The organism is Roseivirga sp. UBA1976 (genome assembly GCF_002336325.1).
GTDB lineage: Bacteria > Bacteroidota > Bacteroidia > Cytophagales > Cyclobacteriaceae > Roseivirga > Roseivirga thermotolerans.
In genome coordinates, this window is the sequence record NZ_DDDQ01000009.1 from 16,914 (window position 1) to 41,296 (window position 24,383).

The window sequence follows — 24,383 nt, forward strand, 5'->3', positions numbered from 1 at the left end:
CTAACGACTTCTTTTCAACAGCTTGACACTGGCCTTTCTATTGGCGTTTACAGCCTCGAAAATATAAACTCCATCTGCCGAAGACCGCAAATCGAGCCTGATTTGAGCTCCTCTCTGATACTGTTTCACTTCATTCATGGTCACGCTTCTGCCCTGAGCATCTATGACCTGATAGCTTACCGCTCCCGAAAAAGTTCGCGGTAATACCAGATGAAACACTCCATTGGAAGGGTTAGCGTCTACCACAATTGTGGTGGCATTTTGTATCAACTCATTGTCGATAGAAGCAATTACATTTTCAATGGTATAGGTTTCTTTTTGAGTGAAACTACCATCAAAATCATTGCCTGCCAGGTCTTGTACATCTTGAGAGGACACAAAATTGATATCAATTACCCCATCGGCCGCAATATTAGAAACCGTCACGGTAAATACCCTGGTACCGGTAACTGCCAGCAGTTCGCTTATCTCAGCCGAAGGAGCACTGGAAGACAACTCCAAATCGCTTATATCCATATTCTGCACATTTTCAGTAAAGGTTAGGGTAAACGAAACGGTGTTCTGGTTGGTAACTTCAGTGCCGGGATCATTGCGGGTGAGTGATGCACCGGGGGCTGTCACATCGGTAATAGTATACGTTTGTTCCGATTCTATAGTACCGGCAAAGGCGTTGCCCGAAGTATCTTCAATATCGTTTGAAGCGGCCACTCCCAAGCCCAAGGTTCCGGAACCTCCTATATCTCTCACGGTAACCCTGAATACCTGACCGGCTGTAACCACCGCCACGTTGTCTACTACACCCGAAGCTGTTCCGGTGGTCTCAAAATCATCTGCGCTAATATTAATGACTTCTTCATCGAAGGTAACTTCAAACTCTACTGATGTACCATCTGTGGCCTCTGTGGCCGGATTGAAACGGTTGATGGAAACTATTTTTGGAGCCTGGCCATCCAGGTTTAAAGAAACTACATTTGAAAGCCCGGTTCCTTCCACTCCCTGAATACCCAGGCGCAACTGATAATCGCCACCTTCGGCAACAGTTAGTTCTGCGGAGTTGGCTCCATCAATTTCCTGTCCGTTTCGAAGCCATTGATAGCTCATTGGAAAACTGGCATTATACGATATGTTGCCGCGTAAAGTAACCGCTCGACCATTTTCGCTAACGGAGTAATTGATGTTTGCCACCACTCCTTCCACATCGTAGTACCCATAAAAACAACCGTTACCATGGGTGCTGACCATAATCATGCCTTCTACCGGACGAGCCACAATGTTTGCTACGACTACATTACCAATGCTTTGTGATGCTTGCTGTGTCCAAACCGTATTGTCACCGTCCAGTGCCTTTGTCATGTATAACCCTACAGAAGTTCCTACAAAGTAGTAGTTCCCCCCGGCACCATCGGGCATTATCTCTACAGCTCTCACAGATGGCCCGGCTCCCGAACCATCGGGATTTTCTTCCAGATTACCCGAAATAGAATGCCAGCTTTGTCCTCCGTTTTCGGTGTACCAAACACTCACCAAACCATAGTTGGAGTATGTAACAATTACCTTATCGGCATCTTGAGGGTCCACAGCTATGCCCGAAATATTGGCAAAAGGCAGACCGTTTGATATTAACTGCGCCTCAGTTTGATCGGCCAGATCTTTTGTATTGGCCACCTTATATACCCCGCCTTGTCGAGTACCGAAGTAAAGTACTCCCTCGGGCTGAAAAGACACATCGAGAGCAGATACCTGCTGAGTGGCCAGGTTGGTATTAATTATAGTAGACCACTGCCCTTCTCCCGGATTGTTTCGCACATCGTTGGTGAAAAACACTCGGCCTCTTGCTGCCACAAATACCTGGTCTTGATGCACAGGATTTACATGGTATGGATTGACGAACAGATAATCACTGTCATTGTCGGTCGGTGAAATATTGCCTACAAAATTATATTCATTGCCCTGCAGCTCATATCGAATAAGGTTTCCTCGCTGAGATGACGCAAAAATGGAGTTATAGTTAATGGCCGTAAAGGCACCATCTCCTCCAAAAACTTCTACCCAATTCTCCTTGGCATTAGAGGTGAATTTTGCCCAGGTTCCATTGTCTTGCATTCCTCCGGCCAACTGCGGATCGCCCAGATCAAACTGATGAATATCGGCATGATAAAACTGCGTGGTAATGTAGCCATTGTTCAGGCTCTTCCAGGTAATGGGATTGTTGGCACTTACATTGGCCTTATTGTTCTCGGTTAGATGCAAACCTCCATCGGTAGCCGAAATCATACGGTTCGGGTTAGAAGGAAAGAATGCATAGGCATGATTATCGGGGTGATGATTGGGATACCGCGGAAAACTGTTCGGGTTATTGTCGTTGTTGTAGCCTCCCACCTGTTTGGTTTGGGCAGTGGTACCAAAGCCATTGGTAGATCTGATTAGGTTTACCCCACCAAGGAATATAACGTTCGGGTCACTGGGGTGTACGGCAGCGTATAGATCATATCCTCCCTGCGAGCCATGCCCGGCCCCTACATCTCCGGTACTCACATTGATGTTGGCTGAAAGATCGGTCCAGAAGTTTGCCGATTCATTATAGGCAAACAGCCTGTTGCCGCTCACAAAGTACACTTTGTTTTCATCGTTAGGGTCGATGGCAATCTCAAAGCGGTCGAAGCTACTTGGGAAATTGGAAGGTGGCTGGATTTTGGTCCAGCTCAAACCATCATCAGACTTATAAAATCCATCTTCACGATTGTTACCATTAAAGCTACTGTTAGCAATGGCCGCATATACTTTTCCGGAAGAGCTTACGGCTACATCAGAAAAGTTATTTCCGGTATTGTTAGCTCCAAGCACCACTTCAAACGTTTCGAAGCCATCGGTACTGCGAATAATTTCGCTGAGCCCGGCCGCATAAATTTCTGTGCCCGAAGAGGCCGACTTATCGATGGCTAGCTGATGGATGATACTAAAGCGGTCGGTGCTGGTTACCACATCACTCTCAGAGGTACCGGCTTTTGCCGTTGCCTGAATGAGCGACCAGGTTTCTCCGCCATCGGTAGATTTATAAATGCCATTTCCCAGATAAAACGCCCCGCTAGCCGAGGCCGAATTGCCAGTGAATTCCCCGGTAGAGTAATACCACTCATTGGTTTTACCGGTTCGGGTGTCTTGTACTATACTGGTAATAGCTGGGTGCTGCTGCAAACCGCTCTTTCTGGCCCAGGTCTGCCCCTGATCAGTACTTTTCCATACCCCCCCGGCAATTCCACCGGCCACTATTATGTTTTCATCGGTAGCATCAATAACTACTGCGCGGGTTCGGCCTCCAATATTATATGGCCCCACATTGATAAAGTTCTGGCTATTCTGGGCTTTGGCTTGTTTGCCAAAAGAAAACGGACTCACACTGCTGGGGCTCGCATTTACAGCTTGGCTGAGTTTGGTTTTAGCATATTCCAGCTCTCGTTCATAAATATTTTCCGGCAACCGCCCTGTCCTGGGGTCTACGAGTTGGCCCATTTCAAACTCAAGGCGTTCAATGGGGTTTTCACTTTCGTCTTCCTCCAACCGATTCATCAATTCGGTGGGAATGGCTCCCATGCTCAACGACCGGACAGAGTAGCTGTATTTCTGTTCAACAGGCCGATTTGTAAACACCGCAACGGCCAGCAAAAACAGTCCTGCACTGCCAACCAGTAATTTCTTCCAATTCCTCTTCATTCTATTCTATAATCATATTTAAGACCAAACTCCCCTCCGGTCGGTTAATGGGAGAAAGGACATCCAGGATCACTTCACTATTATTTTTAAATCGGGCATTGGTAGGGGCAATTAGCGTTACCTTTTCTCCAATGCGTGGCTCTATGCCCGCAAAAGTGCCCCCCTGATCTACCACCTGCAGAATCTCTACAGTATAGCTAAGCCTATCGCCCACTTTTTCAGGAGTGCCTAACACTTTGCCTTTTATTCGTAGGGCGTCTTTTCTCATGCTTTCGGTTTGTGCCTGAATTACCCCGTTTTCGTTGGTTGGAAACTGACTTTTAGTACATGAAAAGGTAAGCAAGCCAATTATTACGTAAGGTAGAAATGATGATGCATAGCACCATTTTTTGAATATCATTGGTAGTAGTTTTATCTCGAAATATACACAATATTGAGAACGGACAAAAGAGAAAACCTACTCAATTTTAGCACTTAGATCTTTCTGGCGCGTACCATCTCCTTTTTACCGGGAGGCCCTTTTAAAGTCTCTACTTCCATGCCCAATCCGGCCAGATTTCGTTTAAACTGCCCTTGCGCACAATAAGTCACCAAAAAACCTCCATTGGCCATCTTATTATAGATACTTTCAAGTGGCTCAATACCCCAAAGTTCGGCTTGCTTGCTGGGAGCAAAAGCATCATAAAACACAAGGTTGAATTTCTCGTCTGTGGTAAAATCTTCCAACTTGCAGGGTTGTTTCAACAAACTAAAATTGGGAGCTAAAACCTGCTTTTCAGACCACTCCGCTTGATGAAGTCTAAGCAAGTCGGCTTTGGTAAGGCTTCCATTCAGTACTTCTGCATAATTTAAATCACTGTAAATCTCTTCTGGCAGAGGGTAAGGCTCCAAACTGGTTACATGAAAATCGTTCTGAGCGTGCTTTAGAGCATAGTCCCAAACCAGCATTACATTTAAACCCGTACCAAAACCAACTTCCAAAATATGGAAAACCTTGAAGCCCGTAGCCAACATATGTTGAATACCTTCCTTAATGAACACATGAAGGGATTCGCTCAAAGCACCATGGGTTGAATGATAGGTTTCTTTGAGTTCGGGGTTATACAAAGAATGAGACCCATCTGAGGTAACTATGAGCTTAACCGAACCACTCATGATTTATAAATCAATACGGTAGCGTAGGCAGCCACCCCTTCTTCCTTCCCCACAAAACCCAGTTTTTCGGTAGTGGTAGCTTTTATGGAAACATCCTCTTCCTCCACCCCCATAACTTCGGCAAGGCAAGCCTTCATGGCCGGGATATGAGGATTAACCTTGGGTCTTTGAAGGCAAATTGTTGAATCGATGTTAGAAATCTCGTAACCCGCCCCTCGAATAAGCTCCATTACGCGCCTAAGCAGAACTTTACTATCAATACCCTTAAACTGTGGGTCAGTGTCTGCAAAATGATATCCAATATCGCGCATATTGGCAGCCCCAAGCAGGGCATCGCATATCACATGAATTAGCACATCGGCATCGGAATGCCCCACAGCGCCATGAGTATGTGGCACTTGAATTCCGCCTAACCAAAACGCTTTGCCTTCTTCTAACCGATGTACATCGTAACCGAACCCTACCCTAATTTTCATTACTTAATTGATTTGATTTGTACCTTAAAACAGAGGCATTCTCTCGCACAAGCAAATGCTCAGCCTGCCTTTGTATATCTTCCGGCCTAACTTTTCGAATCATCTCCCTTTCCTGATTCACCAGATTGGCATCTCCCAACATTTCTGCATAAGCAAGGTTCATGGCTCTATTGAGTAGTTCCAGTTCTGAGAAGACTAAAGTCGACTCTGCTTTGTTTTTAACCTTTTCAACCTCTGCTTTTCCGAGCTCATTTTGTTTAAAATCTTCAATCAGATTCCAAATAGCCTCTTCACCCTCTTCAATGGAGTGCCCCCCATTGAGCTTACCTTCAATGACCAACAATCCCGGATCTACCGATCCGGAAACATGGGCCGATATACTGTTGAATATTCTCTTTTTCTGAAGTAGCTGCTGATATAACCTGGACGATTTACCCCTACCCAACACATCGCTCAAAAGGTCTGTGGCATGATACTGAGGATCGGTTCTACCGGGCATATGGAAGGTCATATAAAGCGCATCAACCGGAACATTTTCTTCTACTTCGAGCTGCCTGTACTCTGACTGAACAGGCTCGGGGGGAATATTGCGTTTCACCTCAGCTCCTGCAGGTATTGGCCCAAACCATTTTTCGGCCAAACGCTGAACCTCTACCAACGAAACATCTCCGGCCACAACTAAAACAGCATTGTTGGGTAGATAGTAAGTGTAAAAGAACTCTTTCACATCGGCCATGGTGGCCTGCTCTATGTGGGCAATCTCTTTGCCTATGGTAGCCCAACGGTAAGGATGTTCCTTATAAGCCAACGGACGCAATTTGAGCCAGGCATCTCCATAGGGCTGATTAAGATATCGCTGTTTGAATTCTTCTATAACTACCGACCTTTGCACCTCCAGCACCTTCGGATCGAATGACAAGCTGAGCATACGGTCTGACTCCAGCCAGAAGGCTGTTTCCAGATTAACAGCCGGCAGAGTGATATAATAGTTGGTAATGTCGTTGCTTGTAAAGGCATTATTGTCGCCACCTACACGCTGTAAGGGTTCATCAAACTGAGGCACATGACGAGACCCCCCGAACATTAAATGCTCAAACAAATGTGCAAAACCAGTTTTTTCAGGGTGCTCGTCTCTGGCTCCAACCTTATAAAGTAAATTGAATGCAGCCATAGGTGTGCTATGATCTTCATGAACGATCACCTTCAGCCCGTTGTCCAGAGTAAAACTTTCGAATGGAATCATGTCAGACAGCGAAATTAAAAATAATGCCCCTTAATTTTCGCAATCGGCCCTTTACTTTATTTTTGTTCGCTATATCACCCACCTATGAGATTTAACAAGAGCGGTTACAGCAACGAAGAACTCCTTCATCTATACAAGGAACTTATTACCCCAAGGCTAATAGAAGAGAAAATGCTCATCTTGCTAAGGCAGGGAAAAATCAGCAAATGGTTTTCCGGCATTGGGCAAGAAGCCGTATCAGTAGGTGCTGTTCAAGCCCTGAATCAAGACGAATACATTCTACCAATGCATAGAAACCTGGGGGTATTCACCGGTAGAAACGTTCCCTTCAGCCGACTTTTCGCTCAGTTTCAAGGCAAACTAAGTGGCTTTACCAAGGGTAGAGATCGTTCTTTTCATTTCGGCTCCCGAGAACACCATATTGTGGGAATGATCTCACACCTGGGGCCTCAAATGGCACTGGCCGATGGGATAGCCCTTGCCAATCGTCTGAAGGAAGACAAAAAAGCAACACTGGTCTTTACCGGTGACGGAGCCAGTTCGGAGGGCGACTTCCACGAAGCCCTCAATGTGGCAGCCGTCTGGGATCTGCCGGTCATTTTTGTAATCGAAAACAATGGCTATGGTCTTTCTACACCAAGCCATGAGCAATTTAAATTCGACAGCTTTCTCTCCAAAGGCCCGGCTTACGGAATTGAAGCTGTACAAGTAGATGGCAACAACATACTGGAGGTTCACAAAACGGTGAGTCATTGGGCCAAAGAAATTCGCAAAAACCCCAGACCTGTTATTGTTGAGGCACTCACTTTTCGTATGCGCGGCCACGAAGAAGCCAGCGGCACCAAATATGTGCCCAAAGCACTCATGGAACACTGGGCCAAGAAAGATCCGGTGGAAAACTACGAGCAGTACCTTCTTAAAGGAAAAATACTCACTCAAAAGCTTATTGATAATTACAAAGCAGAAATAAAGGCCGAAATTGACAAAGGCCTTGACACAGCCTATGCCGAAAGCCTGCCTGAGTTTAAGGAAGAAACAGAACTTAGCGATATGTTCTTCCCGCATGAAACTCGTGCAAAGGCTCCTGAAAGCAAGACGAAAACAGAAAAGCGTTTTGTAGACGCCATTTCAGATGGACTAAAACAAAGCCTGGAGCGGTTTGAAAACCTGGTGGTTATGGGGCAGGACATTGCCGAATACGGAGGCGTTTTCAAGATTACAGAGGGCTTTATTGATACTTTTGGTAAAGACCGAATTAGAAATACACCGCTATGTGAATCGGCTATAATTGGCACAGGACTGGGGTTGAGCATTAATGGCTACAAGTCGGTAGTAGAAATGCAGTTTGCAGATTTTGTAACCTGCGGATTTAACCAGATAGTGAATAACCTGGCCAAAATCCATTACCGCTGGGGGCAACAGGCCGATGTGGTGGTGAGAATGCCTACGGGTGCCGGAGTTGGGGCAGGCCCCTTCCACTCACAATCCAACGAAGCCTGGTTTTTTCATACCCCGGGGTTAAAAATAGTATACCCCTCTAACCCATACGATGCCAAAGGGCTATTGAACGCAGCCATCGAAGATCCCAACCCTTACATGTATTTTGAGCATAAGGCGTTATATCGTTCCTTGAGCCAGGAAATACCGGACGATTACTATACCCTGGAGGTAGGAAAAGCTCAGGTGGCATTAGAGGGTAACGATCTTTCCATCGTCACATATGGCATGGGAGTACATTGGGCAAAATCCTTAGCCGAAGAGCTTCCCCATATTTCAATAGAGGTCGTAGATTTGCGCACTTTATCTCCGTGGGACAAAGAAACCGTGAGTGAATCGGTAAAGAAAACAAATAAAGTTTTGGTATTGCACGAAGACACCCTGATAGGCGGAGTTGGTGCAGAAATAGCGGCTTGGATATCGGAACACCTATTTCAATGGCTCGATGCACCTGTTATGAGATTGGCTAGTCTGGACACTCCTGTACCTTTTACCAAAACACTGGAAGAAAACTTCTTGCCACAAAAAAGACTTAAAAGTAAAGTAACCGAGCTGTACGACTACTAAGACATGTTCTGGAAAAAAGATAAAAGGCGCGAATCCTCCGGTATGCAATGGACTCCACTCACAACAATGAGCCAACTAGAAACCATTGTTGAAGAGAGTCACAAACACCCGGTGCTAATTTATAAGCATAGCACGCGTTGCGGTATTTCTTCCATGGCTCTTGGCAGGTTAGAGAGAGAATGGAGCCATAATCATTCGTCAATAAAGAGTTATTACCTCGACTTAATTGCTCACCGGAACATATCTAACCAAGTATCTGCCTCATTTGGAGTGGCACATGAATCGCCCCAGGTGATACTGATAAAAAAAGGGAAGCCGGTATACCATGCTTCCCATTTATCAATTTCGGCTAACGATTTAATCAGCCATCAATAGCTGAACAAGTTAAAAAACCGTCCAACACCCCTCTACCCAAATTCTTATGCCATTAAACACCCGATAATGTCCGGGCACCCATCTATGGTGAGACCTTCTCACACTCCAATGGCCGTCTATCCAAATATCGCGTCTCAACCGGTGATCGTAGTGCCAGTAACCTGACACCCAAATATGACGGTTACTTGGTCGGTACCCTCTTCGCACGGCTATTCTCCGGCCATTACGGAAATCATAATCGTAGTAAACCCTGGTGTTTCTTACAGGAGTCGGTCGTCTGTCATATCTCCAACCACGATCTCTGTAAACCCTGCGGTCAATCACACGAACCGATCGACCATGACGATCTCTTATCTCGTCCCGATCGCGGTGACGATCGTTTCTGCGCACATCTTCTCTTCTGTCTTCTCTCCGGTCTCTATCCCTATCGTTCTGCCTTCCTCGTTGTGCGAACATCTCAGAGGCAGAAAAGAATAAAAACACTGCTGATATAATTAGTATTACTCTTTTCATAACCTTGATCTTTAGTTTAAAACTTACTTCAAGGTCCGGACCTGGTAATTAATGCATTGTGCTTATCTATTCCATTACCGTGCCAAAAAGAGCGAGGAGCTTTAAGAGGGCTATTGTCTTGTCCAGATTTCTTTAATAGGCTCACCGGCAGAACTCAACCCACTATGTACCCATTTGCTGCCATTTACCTCATAATTAAAAGTAAGCGATGCCCCCACCCTATCCGGGTTTCGCGAAAAAAACTCAATGTGTTCAGTATACTTACCATCCTTCAGGCTAATGGTCCCTCCCCCTGTTCCTGAAAACTGCTTATTTTCAGGGTTATAGGCCGCCCATTGAAAGCGGGTACCGGTTATTACTTTTATGGTCTTTCTCGCCCCCTGCGACATGGCACGCATTTCGCCCTCCTGCATTCTATCGGTAATGCGCCACGCTCCGGCCAGGTCGCTGTTACCCGTATCAATTCGGTTAAAAACCATGGTATTCGTAGCTTCCCCAACGGTATAGCTAAAAGTCACTTTATTCGCTTTCAGTTCGGCCGTCATCTCTACACGTTGCCCAATTTGGCTTTCGTCCCAGGTATTGAACTCATTGGTGTAAAACAGTTTATTGGCAATGATTTCTACCATTCCTCCCTGACTACCAATAAAACGCTTCCCTTCCTCATCGAACTCGGTGTAAAAAACATAAGGTTCTTCAATGAGCAACACAGCCCTATGCGCAAAGTGCTCACCATTTACAGTTTCTAGCTCCCAGGCACCTTCCAGTGCATTGGCCCTAAACTCACCGGTAGAAACTGAAGAGCCCGGGAAAACATGGGCAGCCCAAAAGGCAAGAAGAATTATTAAATATTTCATAGCCAAGCATTTAAGAGGAAAAGATACGTAATTTTGAAATCAATTAGAGTGGCAGAGTCAATTTTGAGGCCATGGAATGGCTTGCGAGAGGGTAATTGCTGTGCGCCAAAACCTTAGGCTTTAAATTTCTTTACCATGCTTTGCAAATTATTGAATTAGACCTATCTTTGCATCCCAATTCAGAAAGCAGAAATTAAATGGCAAACCATAAGTCAGCATTAAAGAGGATCAGATCAAACGAAGCAAAGCGTTTGAGAAACAGATATCAGAACAAAACGACTCGTACGTTTGTAAAGCGATTGAGAAATACTTCTGATAAGTCTGAAGCACAAGAGCTTTTGAAGAAAGTTATCAGCATGTTAGATAAACTTGCTAAGAAAAACATTATTCATAAAAACAAAGCTTCTAACCAAAAGTCTAAACTGACTAAACTGGTAAACAGCCTCTAAATCATAGGTTAAAGAAATTTTGAAAACCGAGTACTTACTACTCGGTTTTTTTTGTGCCCTCAATTTATTTTCACTCAAATTTTACCATATTATTTCTTTATTATTGAATAATGGAGAAACCACTGGGTATACAAAGTTGGGCAGAAGAGGATCGCCCCAGAGAAAAGCTACTGCTCAAGGGTCGCACTACGCTTTCGGATGCAGAATTGGTTGCCATACTCATTGGCTCAGGCTCTACCGAGCTCAGCGCAGTAGAATTATCGAAGAAAATACTGGCCAGTGTAAATCATGACCTTAACCATCTGGCTAAACTCTCCGTCAGTGACCTGATGCAATTCAAAGGAATAGGAGAAGCCAAAGCGATTAGCATTGTTAGCGCCCTGGAGTTGGGTCGAAGAAGAAAAACAGGCGAGCAACGAGCCAAAGTTAGAATTAAGTGCTCTGCCGATGCCTATGAGGCCATTTCGCCTGAACTACTCGACCAACCCGTAGAACAATTCTGGGTAATTATGCTAAGCAGGAGCAATCAGGTACTTAATAAGAGACCCATTAGCCTGGGAGGAGTGAGTGGTACAGTGGCAGACCCAAAAGTTATTTTCAAAAAGGCTCTGGAAGATCTTGCTAGCGGTATAATACTGGTGCATAACCACCCCAGCGGAAATCTAAAACCCAGCCGAGCCGACCTTCAGCTAACCGAAAAATTAGCTCATGCCGGCAAACTTCTTGAAATACCTGTGCTAGATCACATTATTTTTACTGACAACGGCTACTTTAGCTTTGCCGATGAAGCCCTGCTCTAGGGAACTGACCATCAAAACACTTGTGCTTCACTTTTTAAACTACCACCCTTAACTTCGCGTTCTGAAAAATACGCTAACACAGCATAGTCTCAAGCCTTATGAAAAAGAGCAACTTGTTCATTCTACTAATTGTAGCCATAGTAGCCATTACCATTTTCAACTTCCTGACCATTGGCGAGAGCTCTGCAGATTACAAAGCTCGGTTGGAGACCGAGCGAAAAGACAAAAACGGCTTTATGCTCTCCTCCTCTTCGCCCCTACTCGAAGAAGACAAGCTCAACTTTAAGGGGCTCAACTACTACCCGATTGATGAAAGCTATAAAGTAACCGCAAGAATAGAACTCACTGAAAAAAAGCAGCCCATATTTATAGAGTCCACCACAGGAGAGCAGCTCAAGTACATTCCTTTTGCCAAAGCAACCTTTAAACTTAAAGAAAGGGAGCACACAGTAATGCTCTATCAGGACTGGGAAGAACGCAACGCCAACAAGCTATCGCTCATGTTTGCCGATGAAACCAGTGCTATCGAAACCTACGGTGGCGGCCGCTATGTTGATGTGATGTATAGAAACACCAATTCGGTGGTTATAGATTTCAACACCGCTTACAATCCCTACTGCCACTTTAACCCAGAGTATAGTTGCCCTATCCCCCCGAGAGAAAACATGTTGAATGTAGCCATAGAAGCCGGTGAAAAAATTTACAAAAACGATTAAACACACGGACAGGATCAATTAATCACTAATTTTGCCCATTCTCTGAAAAAGCATTTAGCGCAAAATGAAAATATCACTCAACTGGCTCAAACAATACATAGACCTTCATCATGAAAGCCCGGAAGAAATTGCCACCCTGCTTACCGCAACCGGACTGGAAGTAGAAGGTATTGAAGAGGTTGAAAGCATTAAAGGAGGACTAAAGGGGCTGGTTGTAGGTCAGGTAACCAACTGCATACCACACCCCAATGCCGACAAGCTTAAGCTCACCCGGGTTGATGTGGGCACTGATGAGCCACTCCCCATTGTATGCGGAGCTCCTAATGTAGCAGAAGGACAAAAAGTAATTGTAGCCACCGTAGGTAGCACACTTTACCCTACTACAGGAGAGCCTTTCCAAATTAAAAAAGCCAAGATCAGAGGCGAGGTTTCTGAAGGAATGATTTGTGCCGAAGACGAAATAGGCCTGGGACAGTCTCACGATGGCATAATGGTACTCGACACCCAACTGCCCAACGGTACACCTGCTGCCGAATACCTTCAGCTAAGTTCCGACTTTGTATTTGAGATAGGACTTACCCCCAATAGAGCCGATGCAGCCTCCCACATGGGAGTTGCCAGAGACCTGAAAGCGGTACTCAAAAGGGAACTTAAATGGCCAAAGGTAAACGATCTTAAACCTGCCCCTAATTCTAAGGGAGTAGACCTCAGTGTGGAAAACACTGAAGCCTGCCCAAGGTATTCGGGCCTCACAATTGAAGGTGTCACCGTTCAGGAATCGCCCGAATGGCTACAAAAATACCTTAAGGCGATTGGTATAAACCCTACCAACAACGTGGTAGATATTACCAACTATGTCTTACATGCCATTGGCCAACCAATGCACGCCTTCGATGCGGCCGCTATTGATGGACAAAAAGTAATTGTTAAAAACCTTGAAGAAGGCACTTCTTTTACCACCCTCGATGAAAAAGAGAGAAAGCTTTTTGCAGAAGATCTAATGATTTGCAGCGAGAAGGGAGGCCTATGCATTGCCGGAGTATTTGGAGGTATAAACTCGGGAGTAACAGAAAAAACAACCACTGTTTTTCTTGAAAGTGCCTATTTTTCTGCCGACAGCATAAGAAAAACAGCGCAGAGGCACCAGCTCAAAACCGATGCTGCCTTTCGCTATGAACGTGGCACCGACCCTAATCTTACGCTCTACGCCCTCAAGTATGCGGCCCAGCTCATTTTAGAAATAGCCGGAGGCCGGGTAGTTGGCCAAATACACGATATATACCCTCAGCCAATAGAGAATTTTCTAATAGACGTTTCCTATAGCAGAATCAATCAACTTATAGGAAAAAAACTGAGCACTCGTGAGGTCGATGAAATATTGGCCGGACTGGAAATACAGCAGGAAAATAAGACTGAAGAAAACTTTACGGCTATAGTACCTCCTTACAGGGTAGATGTGCAGCGCGAAGCCGATATTGTCGAAGAAGTGTTGCGGATATATGGCTATAACAATGTGGAGTTACAACCAACTTTGAGCTCTACTTTTCTTTCGGAGTTCCCGAAAAAAGATGCTGACTCTCTTCAACAAGAAACTTCCAGGCTATTGAGTGGTGCAGGATTCAACGAGATCATGACCAACTCATTGACCAAACATCAGTATGCCGAAGCCTCCGCGAGCATTAATTCAGAAGAAGATGTTCACATATTAAACTTTTTGAGTGAGGAGCTTAACGTAATGCGCCAATCGCTGCTCTTTTCAGGCTTAGAAGTTTTGGAGCGTAACATTAAACGCAGACAAACCGACCTGAAGCTTTATGAGTTTGGCACCACTTATCATAAAAAGAACAACCAGTACACCGAGCAATCAAGGCTATGTTTGTTTATTACCGGAGCCCAAGCACAAGAGTCATGGCTAGACAAAAGTAGATTGGTTCGCTTTCACGACCTCTCGCAAGTAGTCTATCAGTTACTCAATAAGTTTGGAATTCACCAACTCGACATTGAAGAGGCCAGCTCAGATGTTTTTGCCTATGGTATAAGTCTTAGTTACAGAAAAAAACCGCTGGTGCATCTCGGCAAGGTTAATCCTAAACTGGCCAAACTTTGCGATGTGAAGCAGGAAGTTTTCTATGCCGACTTCGACTGGGAGGCTCTTCAAAAGTATTATCCATTAACGATTGACTTTGAGCCACTTTCCAAATATCCGGAAGTGAAAAGAGACTTATCATTAGTTGTTGACAAATCGATAAAATTTGAGGACATTAGGAAGCTTGCCGTAAAAAATACAGGCAAATTATTGACAGGCTTGCGCGTGTTCGATGTATATCAGGGAGACAAAATTAGGGCCAATGAAAAAGCCTATGCCATGAGTTTCTTTTTACAAGACCAGCAACAAACACTGACTGACAAAGTAATTGACAAAACCATGCAAAGGCTGATAAACGTCTTTGAAAAAGAACTAAAAGCAACAATTAGAAGATAATGAGCAACCATCCGATTGACCAGAAGCTTGCTGTTCTCGAGAAACGAGTAAACGAACTGATCAAGGCCTACCAGTCGGAAAGAGCTAAAAACACACAATTAGAGCAGGTAAACCAACAGTTAAAAGCTGAAGTTAATGGCCTTGAAGCCAAACTTGCTGATTTTCAAAATCAGTACAAAATCGCTAAAATTGTATCTAGCACAACAGTGGAGAAGGATGAAGCTGTTGAGTTGAAAAATAAATTAAACGAGTACATTAAAGAGATTGATCGTTGCATAGCTCATTTGAGCTAACTTTAAGATAAATGGATCTTCTATCAATAAAACTTAAAATAGGAGACCGCGAGTACCCAATGAAAGTGAAACCTGAAGAGGAAGCTAGGGTACGTAACGCAGGCAAATTCATCAACGAAAGACTTCGGTCTTATCGGGAAAAGTTTGGTATTGATGATAAAGAAGACCTGCTGGCTATGGTGGCCTTTGACTGTATGGTAGCTAAACTGAAAAGTGAAGAAGAGTTTACTGCAATCGATAGCACAGCAGAAAACACCATTGACAGACTGGACAGCCTCATAAAGCAAGCACTCTCTTAATACCGTCATTTCATTTCAACTCAGGTTTTATTCGGTCTCCGCATAGATTATAAATACATATGGGAGAAACGCTAACTATTTTGCTGACAGCCATCGGATCTTTGGCAGTTGGCTTTTTATTAGGTCGCTTTGTGTTGCAAAAACTCAACACAAAAGCCACACTTGAACTCGAAGAGAGGGGAAAACAAATCATTAAAGAAGCGGAGCTAACGGCCGAAAACATTAAGAAAGACAAAATCTTAGAGGCCAAAGACAAATACTTTAAACTAAAGGCAGAGTTTGAAGAAGAAGCCAACCGCAAAAAGAATCAGATAATAGCCAACGAAAATAAGCTCAAGCAACGAGAGAGTAAACTCAATCAGCAACAAGCCGAAATTAGCCGCAGAGAAGCCGAACTCGACAGCCTCAAAGAAAATGTAGAAGCGCAACTGGAAATTGTAAGAAAGCGCAAGGAAGAACTCGAAAGCAAGGTGGAAGAAAAGGTAAAAGCCTTAGAAAAAATTGCTAACCTTTCGGCCGATGAAGCAAGAGAGCAGCTTATTGAAACCTTGAAAGACGAAGCCGAGAGTAAAGCTTCGGCCCTCATTAAAGACATTATAGACGAAGCCAAACTCTCCGGTGCCAAAGAAGCCAAAAAGATTGTAATAGAATCTATTCAGCGCACAGCCACTGAGCATGCCATTGAAAACTGCGTTTCTATTTTCAACATAGAAAGTGACGAGATCAAGGGTAAAATCATTGGCCGGGAAGGCCGAAACATTCGTGCCCTCGAAGCAGCCACCGGTGTAGAAATAATAGTAGACGATACGCCCGAGGCCATTATCATCTCCGGTTTCGATCCTGTACGAAGAGAAATAGCCCGCCTGTCGTTGCACCGATTAGTGACCGATGGCAGAATTCACCCCGCCAGAATTGAGGAAGTGGTGAACAAAACCACAAAAAATATTGAGGAAGAGATAGCCGAAATTGGTGAGCGCACAGTCATAGACCTGGGCATTCATGGCCTTCATCCGGAGCTGATTAAATTAGTAGGCCGAATGAGGTTCCGATCTTCCTATGGCCAAAACCTGCTACAGCACTCCCGCGAGGTAGCCAACCTCTGTGCCACTATGGCCTCAGAGCTGGGGCTCAACCCTAAGAGAGCAAAGCGTGCCGGACTATTGCACGATATTGGCAAGGTATGGCCGGAAGAACCTGAAATGCCACATGCTATATTAGGTTTTGAGCTAGCCAAAAAGTACAAAGAGCATCCGGAAGTATGCAACGCCATTGGTGCCCACCACGATGAGATGGAAATGACCTCTCTCATTGCTCCTCTGGTTCAGGCCTGCGATGCCATATCAGGTGCAAGACCGGGAGCCAGAAGAGAAGTGATGGAGTCTTACATAAAACGACTCAAAGAACTTGAAACTCTCGCCCTCAACTTTGAAGGAGTAAATAAATGCTACGCCATTCAGGCCGGACGAGAGCTGCGTGTAATGGTTGATGCCGAGTCAGTTACCGATGCTCAGGCGGCTCAGCTTTCATTCGATATTTCTCAAAAAATTGAAAAGGAAATGCAATATCCGGGGCAAATCAAAGTCACGGTAATTCGCGAAATGCGTGCGGTAAACTACGCCAAGTAGTCTATCAAAAGCAACGCAGGCTGTTTCAGATGGCTAAATCAGAGGTAGTGTCCTACTACCCATGTCACATGCCGGTTCATGTGCCAATTTTAGCCTTTCGAAACAGCCTGTTTTTTTACAAACTAAAATATGTTCCCCTTCCGGCTTGCTCGGGTCGAGTATTCCTGATATTTTAGGAAAGGCGTGCACTTATTGGAGTCGTGATTCCATCCGTTGAATCATACAGCATTTCTCCAGTGGCAGTTTGCGTCAGGAGGTTTTTCCTCAATTTTAGATTAACCTTAAACATCTACTGTGACTAAGTCTTTTGAGGCAGTAATTGCCGCTGTGCGAATGTCTTTGACCCCTGGCAGAATCTATTCAATACTGCTTCTCCTTGTGCTCACCACCATGGTCTCTGCGCAGCAGAATTTCGACTACCTGATGAGTAAAGCGAGGGAAAACTCCAGAAACCCGGACAGCCTCTCTTACTATGGCAAAGTACTATTAGAAAAAGAAGACAGCCTTTCAAGACTAGAAGGGTACTTTGCCATAGGTTATGCCGCCTACCAGTCGGGAAGCATTAAACAGGCCGTAGCTTACTACGATTCTGCCCTCTTCTTTACTAATCGGAAAAAACTACGCACTACCTACGACAGAATTGTACGCAATCAGGCCATTGCTTACCAGCGCATGGGCGAAATTGATAAGGCCAAACAGATTTACGAGCAAATGCTGGTACTGGCAGACGATGAAAAAAGTCCTATAGGACGGGCACTAGCCCTGAATCAGCTGGGTATATTAGAACAAATGGATGGCAATTTCGAAAAAGCCTCCAAACAGTTCAACGAAGCCCTCGACCTATACAAAAAACATAGCCCTGAAGGCATGGTGAACACCATGCTCAATTTGGGAACGCTCTACGGCCGAATGGACCTTATTGATAAGTCCAACACTATACTCAAAGAAGCTGCCGCCACAGCCATGAGCTTCAAACAACCGGTATTAGCGGCCAGATGCTACAATAACATTTCTGTCAACTTCAGAAAAATTGCTCAACTCGATTCCAGCAACACCTATCTGAAAAAGTCACTCCCTATATACACCGCCACAAGAAACACTCTGGGTTTAGTAAACACCTATCAGAATATTGCTCATAACTTTTTAGAAGCTGAAAATCAAGACAGTTGCTATCACTATCTCCACCAGGCAAGAGCACTCAACGAACCTGGCGAAGACATGTTTCTATCAGGTGAGCTTGATTTTTTAGAGGCTCAGGCCGAACTGAAGTTTGGAGAAACCGCAAAAGCCATTGCACTCATTAACCAGTCAATTACCAAAGCACTTACCCAGCAAAGAATAGACGACTTACGCGATCGGTACGAATTTCTTTCCGAAGCCTATGAAAAAGATGGGCAGGACAAACTAGCCCTGCAAATTTTAAAAAAATGGAAAGCTCTGGACGACAGTCTGGAGTACTTTAAAAACATAAAGACTATCGATGAGATTACGGCAGAATACGATCTGGCTCGCAGCGAAATACTGGTAGAATCTACCAGAGTAAAAACCAACCTCACCCGAAACCTCATCATAGTAAGTGTTATTACACTCTTAGTAGTTGGCCTCGCCTATACGTACTATAGAAACTTTAGAAAAGAACGGAACGAGAAGTTGGTAAAAGAAAATGAGCTTGAACAACTCAAAGAAAAACTGAGAGACTTAACCCATCGATCGCAGCTGGCCACTCAGAGAGAATTTATAACGCTAAAAAGCAAAGCACTCCTCAAACTGGAAGAGATCAAATACATTCAGTCCGATGGGCCTTATATTGAAATCTATCTGGACGAAAAACAGAAACCGGAAGTAGACCGAAATACGCTCAAGAACATTCTTTCCGAGCTCCCCTCCAATAAATTTATTCAGGTACACCGGAGCTATATTGTAAATATAGACCACATTAAATCTATATACGCCACCAAACTGGTACTTGAAGATGGCACCGAATTGAATGTGAGTAGAAGCTTCAAAGAAGAGGTAGAATCACTATTGAACATGCCCGCCTAAAAGGACAATGGCAAGAGTTGATTAATAATGAAGAACACAAGAACAAGACTATTCCCCATCGCTCAATTCATTCTGTATCTAGGACTTTTGCTAAGCGCGGAGTCAAAGGCTCAGCAAGACTTTAATGACCTTAAGTCAGATATTTTAATGGCAAAAACGGAAAGGGCACGACTCGAAGCCATTGTTACCCTAAGTGTAACTTATAACCGGAACCAACTGGATAGCCTGTACTACTACTCCGAAGTACTCTCCGACCCCGATATTAACGACAAAGAATTTGCTGAAGCTGCTAAGGACCTGATAGAAGGAGTTGCCCTTTACCATCAGAGCAGACATGCAGAAGCCATAGACCTTTTGGAGATAAGCCGGAAGAACTTTGCCGAGCTAGGCTCCAAAAACCTTCAAATACGAAGCATGAGTTTTCTAGGGCTGGCCTACAACCGTTCGCGCGAACATGCGCAATCGGCCGATGTTTTCAGAGAAGTACTGAAACTTACCGAAAACGATAGCGAATATACCGATGCCCGAATTGCCGCCTTCGGCAACCTATCCAACGCCTACAGAGCTCTTGGTCTTTTTGCCGAAGCTATTCACTCCCTGGAAAGAGCCATTGAACTATCGGGCGATGTTCGGCCAGAAACCCAACAGATGAGCTACTTCAACCTTGGTCAGATGTTGGCCCAACTGGAATTATATGATCGCGCACTCCATGCCCTCCGACTTATTGATGTAGAAAACTTTCCCTCAGAATCTGTTCAAACTGCCGTTTACTCCAATATGGCAAGAGCCTTCAAACAGCTTAACCTTTCAGACTCTGCTCATTTCTACTATCAAAAAACCCTTAACAAAGCTCAAACAACCAACAATTGGCAGCAAGCCCTAAAACCCCAAATAGAGTTGGGTAGAATTGCTATAGAACGTCAACAATTTCCGCTGGCAGAAACATTACTTAACAACGCAGACGATTTTTACAAGCAACACCGTTTTCCTCCACCTGCTTACACCGACCTGCTACTTGCCAAAATGGAGCTCTATATAGCCAGTGGCCAGTGGCAGAAAGGCCTCCAGGCATCTAAAACCTTCGAGCAGTTCATCAATACAAATAGCATTATACACATGAGTCAGAATGGCTTTGAGCTTGTGGCGCAAATCCATGAAGGGCTTGGCGACACTGAGTTGGCGCTTCAATATCAGAAAATGTACAACGACCTGGGCCTGGCGGCCAAAGAAGCCGTTCAGACCAACCGACTGATTGAACAAAGAAACCAATTGGCCCTGCTCGATGCTAACGAGCGCCTTGAAGAAGAGAGCTCCTCTAAAGAATTTTATCAGGGGCTTACCTTTCAGGTGATTGCCCTAAGCCTGATACTTTTAACAGTACTTTCAATTGTATACAGATACTATCACCGGGTTAAAAAAGACAACGTGGTAAAATCTACCGAGCTGAGCCAGTTAAAAAGCCAGCTGGAAGAAGCGCAGAGTCAAACTCAGGAGGTAGAGTTTATAAGTCTTAAAAGCAAGGCCTTGATAAAGCTCAGTGACCTCCGCTTTGTTCGTTCCGATGGTCCATACCTGGAATTTCATTTGACCAGTAAAACCAAACCGGAAATTGACAGAAACTCTCTTAAAAGCCTCATGGAAGAACTACCCAATAATTTCATTCAGGTTCATAGAAGCTTTATTGTAAATCTAAACCAGGTAAAGTCTATCTATAAATCAAAATTGGTACTTAATGACGACACAGAGATTAGTGTGAGCCGCAGCTTTAAGGACGACATAGACGAACTGCTGCGCAACACCGCCTGACATTTAGTACTACTTTTAACGTTGTTCGTGACAACACCAAGCCAACCCCTTCTATTCACAAGGCTTTTTCAACATGTCGTTCATGACAACTAACCCGTCAGTCATGACATTTATCTGAAATTGGGCCGCTCATTCACCAAATTGAGTAACAACAATCAGTACTCCAATTAGGGTACCCACACATTCCAATGACCAACAAAATTCAGACTAAAGACAAGAAGAGAATTCTTGAGCTTCTCTCTGCCAGAGAGGTTGAGATTCTCACGCATATGGCTAAGGGCAGTTCCAGAAGCGACATAGCATCGGCCCTTTCCATTTCGGTGCTTACCTATGATGAACATAGGAAGAACATCAGAAACAAACTTGGCCTGCACTCCAGTGCCGACTGGGCTTTGGTTCTGCTCCCTTTTATGGGCTAACCATAAAAGGCAATAAAAGAAATATAGTCGGTTTAGTTGAGTCTCTTGGTTGGGGAGTACACACGGTTCTCCCCGCCATTCTTGCCCAAACCAGCATATCAACATAAGTCAAAAAAAATTATCACAACCAAAATGTTAACAAAAATGAAAAAACGACTACTCCTCGTTCTTAGTTTCGCACTGGTTTTGGGCATACCTGCCACTATGGCTTTGCCTTTACAAGACGGTGCAGCTCAGGTTCAGGAAGGCAAAAAAATGAGCTTTCAGGGAACCCTTTATGAAAATGGAACACCGGTTACCGGTGAACGTAACTTTACCTTTTTAATAGATCTTGGTGAAGGCAACAGCTGGACAGAGACCCAGAGCAATGTTCAGATTATAGAAGGTCTCTATGCTGTTACACTCGGTTCGGTAAACCCAATGCCCGAAGACCTTTTTCATGGAGTAAGTGGCCGTACGCTTACCGTTAGCATTGGCAACACCGTATTGGGAACCACAGAGCTACTTGCTCCATTCTCGCCAAAACCCATTGGCCCTACCGATGACCTCCCCAGAAGAATAAGCATAGATAACTCTACTACAGACTCAGACACCATCTTCTATTTCAATATTTCCTCAGACAACCTGAACAGAGGAACCCAAAGAGGTATTCAGGTAGATATGACCGGAGCAGGGTTCAAAACCGCCCTCAGAGGCAACGTAATCTCCCTCGAAGGAAATGAACAAGGAGGCATTGCCATAATAGGTAGCGCAATAGGCCAGGGCAACGGCAGCCACGAAGGTGTGAGAGGACAAGCCTTTGGAGCCGGACGAAACAATGCCGGAGTACTAGGGTTAGCCGGAGGTCCGGGCAATGGTGCCACAGGATATGAAGAAGGCTCTTACAACAACGGGGTCGTAGGCTATGGCCAGTCTAACCCATGGGGAAACACCGGTGTAAGTGGTTGGGCCCTAGGTAATGTTGGGGTAGACAATATTGGAGTTGCCGGTATCTCCGCTGTAGGAGGAGAAGACAATACAGAAATAGAAAACAAAGGTATTCTAGGAAGAGCCGAAGGCTATGGCATTAACAAAGCCATATGGGGCCGTGCCATGAATGGCGTAGAAAACTGGGCCGGATGGTTCGAAGGAGACGTGGCTGTGCACGGAGGAAACAACCTGAATGTATACGGTTCTAATCCGGAAGACAGTATTAAAGTACAGCTCAACTATTACGAACCAAATCACTCTGGTTCGGTGCTTACCTTTGGCCACAATAAAACCAGGCGCTCGCTCATTGGCAGCGACTCCTATCGCACAGGAGGCTTGCTACACCTATACGATTCATTAGACAGGGCCATGGCTCAGCTAAGAGCAACCGGCCGAATAGCCGAATGGGTAGCCGACCAACACCCACATGGACAGCTCTCCTTGTGGGGCAATACCAGCCAGAATTTCTACATGGGAGCAAGAGTATGGGAAGAAGGAGGATCGGACTTGCCGGTATTGCAAATGTTTGGCAAGAGAATCGAAAATCCGGATAACCCCGGCAACTTCTCTCCAATGGAAGGAGTATTCATGTCCATTCAGGACTTTGGTGACGGAAAGCAACAAGGCCTATTGCAATTAGGCAAAGAAGGAGAAGCAGCTGCCGTTATGAGCAAAGACAATCTGCAAGCCATGCTCAATATAGTAGACCACAACAGCAAAACCCGCCTTGAGGTGAACGAGCAAAATTCAGGTTCTATCAAGCTAATGAGTGCCGTTGACTCAGTAAATGTGCTCATAGACTCCAATGGAGAAAAAGCAGGTCTTATTCACCTCAACGATTCATTAGGAAGAGCCAACATGAGAATGCTCACCTACTCTGGTGGTGGTGCATACCTCGAGCAGCACGCAGGAATTTCAGAAATTGGTGAAACACGTGTTACCTACCAACTCGTTGGCAATGCCAACCCCTGGAGCAATATGATCGCCCGCAATGCCGATGGCACAGCCAAAGGCCGCGTTCAAAGTGGCTGGTTGCCAGGAGGTGGTGAAGAAATAGGGCAATTCCGAATTTCAGATGGCAGCAACAGAACACTCGCACAAATGTTTGCTAACGGAACAACTGGTGGACGACTCGCACTGGAAGGTCCAAGCTCATCAAACTTCTTTATGGGCGGAAAGGATTGGGAAAATGCCGACCTGGCTTTCTTCGCAATGCGAGGAGCGACATCAGTTAATGACGGAAACGGAGGCTCTTACTTCCCAGATCTAATTGCCCTTAATATTAATCAAAAAGATGGAGTGGACTATGGCTCGTTTGACATGAACAACTCCAGCTATTCAAGCATAAATCTAGGTGTTAAATCATGGGAAAGTGATGGGCTAAAGAAACCCATTTTCCAAATGATGAGCGACTTTGAAAAGTCCGATGGAAACGGAGGTACCTATAGGCCGTCCTTAGTAGATATGCAGGTAAATATTTCGAATGCAGGCACATATTCTGGAGACTTCAACCTAAACAGTTCAGCAGGCACAGGTATAAGAATGTATGGAGGCGCAGACTTCAATAATGATGCTTCCGATGTATATAGTCACATTGCTTTAGATGGTTTAAATAACAACCACATCTACCTTGACGGGAACGGTAATGGTGACTTTACAGGCAATATCAGTGCTGTTTCTATCAATCAAACCTCTGATGCTCGTCTCAAAACCAATGTAAGTACCCTAACCTCCGGCCTGGCCATGGTAAATAGTCTGAGAGGTGTACGCTATAACTGGAAAGATACAAGCCGACCTGAAAACAAAATTGGCTTTATCGCTCAGGAAGTGGAAAAAGTAGCCCCAGAACTGGTTATAACCAAAGAAGATGGCTTTAAGGCTGTGAACTATGGAGAAATGACCGCCCTTTTGGTTGAAGCTGTAAAAGAACTTACGGCTCAGGTAGAAGCGCTCAAAGCAGAAAATGGCCAGCTCAAAGCCGAGGCCAACAAAGTAGAGGCCTTAGAAGAGCGTTTGGCAAAAATTGAAGCCTTGCTTTTAAACACCCCTAAAACTGTTAACGCTGATCAAAAATAATCAGACATGATT

The 24,383-nt window shown here is 44.8% G+C and carries 20 protein-coding genes; 13 read left to right on the forward strand and 7 right to left on the reverse strand.

Features of this window, described 5'->3' with window-relative positions; translation table 11 throughout:
- The 5 genes from B3763_RS00805 to B3763_RS00825 all read right to left on the reverse strand — a co-directional run bounded on the left by B3763_RS00805 (window position 1) and on the right by B3763_RS00825 (window position 6,585).
- Window positions 1-3,711, reverse strand: coding sequence for a T9SS type A sorting domain-containing protein (locus B3763_RS00805; RefSeq protein ID WP_286742611.1), 3,711 nt, complete (start codon window positions 3,709-3,711; stop codon window positions 1-3).
- 1 nt (window position 3,712) lies between these two features.
- Window positions 3,713-4,111: a hypothetical protein gene (locus B3763_RS00810; protein WP_189628253.1), complete on the reverse strand. Its 399-nt coding sequence runs from the start codon at window positions 4,109-4,111 to the stop codon at window positions 3,713-3,715.
- Window positions 4,112-4,185: 74 nt separating this feature from the next.
- The gene (gene mnmD / locus B3763_RS00815) at window positions 4,186-4,866 is read right to left on the reverse strand and encodes a tRNA (5-methylaminomethyl-2-thiouridine)(34)-methyltransferase MnmD (RefSeq protein ID WP_286742615.1); all 681 of its coding nucleotides are present in this window, start codon (window positions 4,864-4,866) and stop codon (window positions 4,186-4,188) included.
- Entirely contained in the window at window positions 4,863-5,342 is a 480-nt protein-coding gene (gene ispF, locus B3763_RS00820; protein WP_286742618.1) for a 2-C-methyl-D-erythritol 2,4-cyclodiphosphate synthase, read from the reverse strand. Before ispF ends, mnmD begins: the two co-directional genes overlap by 4 nt.
- Window positions 5,332-6,585 (reverse strand): M16 family metallopeptidase, encoded by a 1,254-nt coding sequence (locus B3763_RS00825; RefSeq protein WP_286742619.1) that lies wholly within the window; start codon window positions 6,583-6,585, stop codon window positions 5,332-5,334. Before B3763_RS00825 ends, ispF begins: the two co-directional genes overlap by 11 nt.
- A gap of 84 nt (window positions 6,586-6,669) precedes the next feature.
- Here B3763_RS00825 and B3763_RS00830 point away from each other — a divergent pair, with 84 nt between their 5' ends.
- A complete protein-coding gene (locus tag B3763_RS00830; protein ID WP_286742622.1) occupies window positions 6,670-8,649 on the forward strand; it encodes an alpha-ketoacid dehydrogenase subunit alpha/beta in 1,980 nt (659 codons plus the stop codon).
- A 66-nt stretch (window positions 8,650-8,715) separates the two neighbouring features.
- Window positions 8,716-9,024: a bacillithiol system redox-active protein YtxJ gene (ytxJ, locus tag B3763_RS00835; protein ID WP_349676550.1), complete on the forward strand. Its 309-nt coding sequence runs from the start codon at window positions 8,716-8,718 to the stop codon at window positions 9,022-9,024.
- A 9-nt stretch (window positions 9,025-9,033) separates the two neighbouring features.
- Here ytxJ and B3763_RS00840 read toward each other — a convergent pair whose 3' ends face one another.
- A complete protein-coding gene (locus tag B3763_RS00840; RefSeq protein WP_189628258.1) occupies window positions 9,034-9,537 on the reverse strand; it encodes a hypothetical protein in 504 nt (167 codons plus the stop codon).
- 110 nt (window positions 9,538-9,647) lie between these two features.
- Window positions 9,648-10,394 (reverse strand): membrane or secreted protein, encoded by a 747-nt coding sequence (locus tag B3763_RS00845; protein ID WP_286742626.1) that lies wholly within the window; start codon window positions 10,392-10,394, stop codon window positions 9,648-9,650.
- A 197-nt stretch (window positions 10,395-10,591) separates the two neighbouring features.
- Here B3763_RS00845 and rpsT point away from each other — a divergent pair, with 197 nt between their 5' ends.
- From rpsT to B3763_RS00900, 11 genes are all read left to right on the forward strand, one after another.
- A complete protein-coding gene (rpsT, locus tag B3763_RS00850) occupies window positions 10,592-10,843 on the forward strand; it encodes a 30S ribosomal protein S20 (RefSeq protein WP_189628260.1) in 252 nt (83 codons plus the stop codon).
- Window positions 10,844-10,953: 110 nt separating this feature from the next.
- Window positions 10,954-11,643: a RadC family protein gene (gene radC / locus B3763_RS00855; protein WP_189628261.1), complete on the forward strand. Its 690-nt coding sequence runs from the start codon at window positions 10,954-10,956 to the stop codon at window positions 11,641-11,643.
- A 98-nt stretch (window positions 11,644-11,741) separates the two neighbouring features.
- Window positions 11,742-12,359 (forward strand): DUF1684 domain-containing protein, encoded by a 618-nt coding sequence (locus tag B3763_RS00860; protein ID WP_189628262.1) that lies wholly within the window; start codon window positions 11,742-11,744, stop codon window positions 12,357-12,359.
- 64 nt (window positions 12,360-12,423) lie between these two features.
- Window positions 12,424-14,841, forward strand: coding sequence for a phenylalanine--tRNA ligase subunit beta (pheT, locus tag B3763_RS00865; RefSeq protein ID WP_286742631.1), 2,418 nt, complete (start codon window positions 12,424-12,426; stop codon window positions 14,839-14,841).
- Window positions 14,841-15,134 (forward strand): hypothetical protein, encoded by a 294-nt coding sequence (locus tag B3763_RS00870; RefSeq protein ID WP_286742633.1) that lies wholly within the window; start codon window positions 14,841-14,843, stop codon window positions 15,132-15,134. The genes pheT and B3763_RS00870 overlap by 1 nt, the downstream gene beginning before the upstream one ends.
- Window positions 15,135-15,145: 11 nt before the next feature.
- Window positions 15,146-15,433: a cell division protein ZapA gene (locus tag B3763_RS00875; protein WP_189628264.1), complete on the forward strand. Its 288-nt coding sequence runs from the start codon at window positions 15,146-15,148 to the stop codon at window positions 15,431-15,433.
- Window positions 15,434-15,492: 59 nt separating this feature from the next.
- Window positions 15,493-17,058 (forward strand): ribonuclease Y, encoded by a 1,566-nt coding sequence (rny, locus tag B3763_RS00880; protein WP_286742638.1) that lies wholly within the window; start codon window positions 15,493-15,495, stop codon window positions 17,056-17,058.
- 294 nt (window positions 17,059-17,352) lie between these two features.
- Window positions 17,353-19,101, forward strand: a complete 1,749-nt coding sequence (locus B3763_RS00885; RefSeq protein WP_286742641.1) for a LytTR family transcriptional regulator DNA-binding domain-containing protein — start codon at window positions 17,353-17,355, stop codon at window positions 19,099-19,101.
- A 27-nt stretch (window positions 19,102-19,128) separates the two neighbouring features.
- A complete protein-coding gene (locus B3763_RS00890; protein WP_286742645.1) occupies window positions 19,129-20,907 on the forward strand; it encodes a LytTR family transcriptional regulator DNA-binding domain-containing protein in 1,779 nt (592 codons plus the stop codon).
- Between the two features lie 188 nt (window positions 20,908-21,095).
- Window positions 21,096-21,326 (forward strand): response regulator transcription factor, encoded by a 231-nt coding sequence (locus B3763_RS00895; RefSeq protein ID WP_189628268.1) that lies wholly within the window; start codon window positions 21,096-21,098, stop codon window positions 21,324-21,326.
- A gap of 144 nt (window positions 21,327-21,470) precedes the next feature.
- On the forward strand, window positions 21,471-24,371 hold the full coding sequence (locus B3763_RS00900) for a tail fiber domain-containing protein (RefSeq protein ID WP_286742649.1): 2,901 nt from the start codon (window positions 21,471-21,473) through the stop codon (window positions 24,369-24,371).
- The last annotated feature ends 12 nt before the right edge of the window (window positions 24,372-24,383 follow it).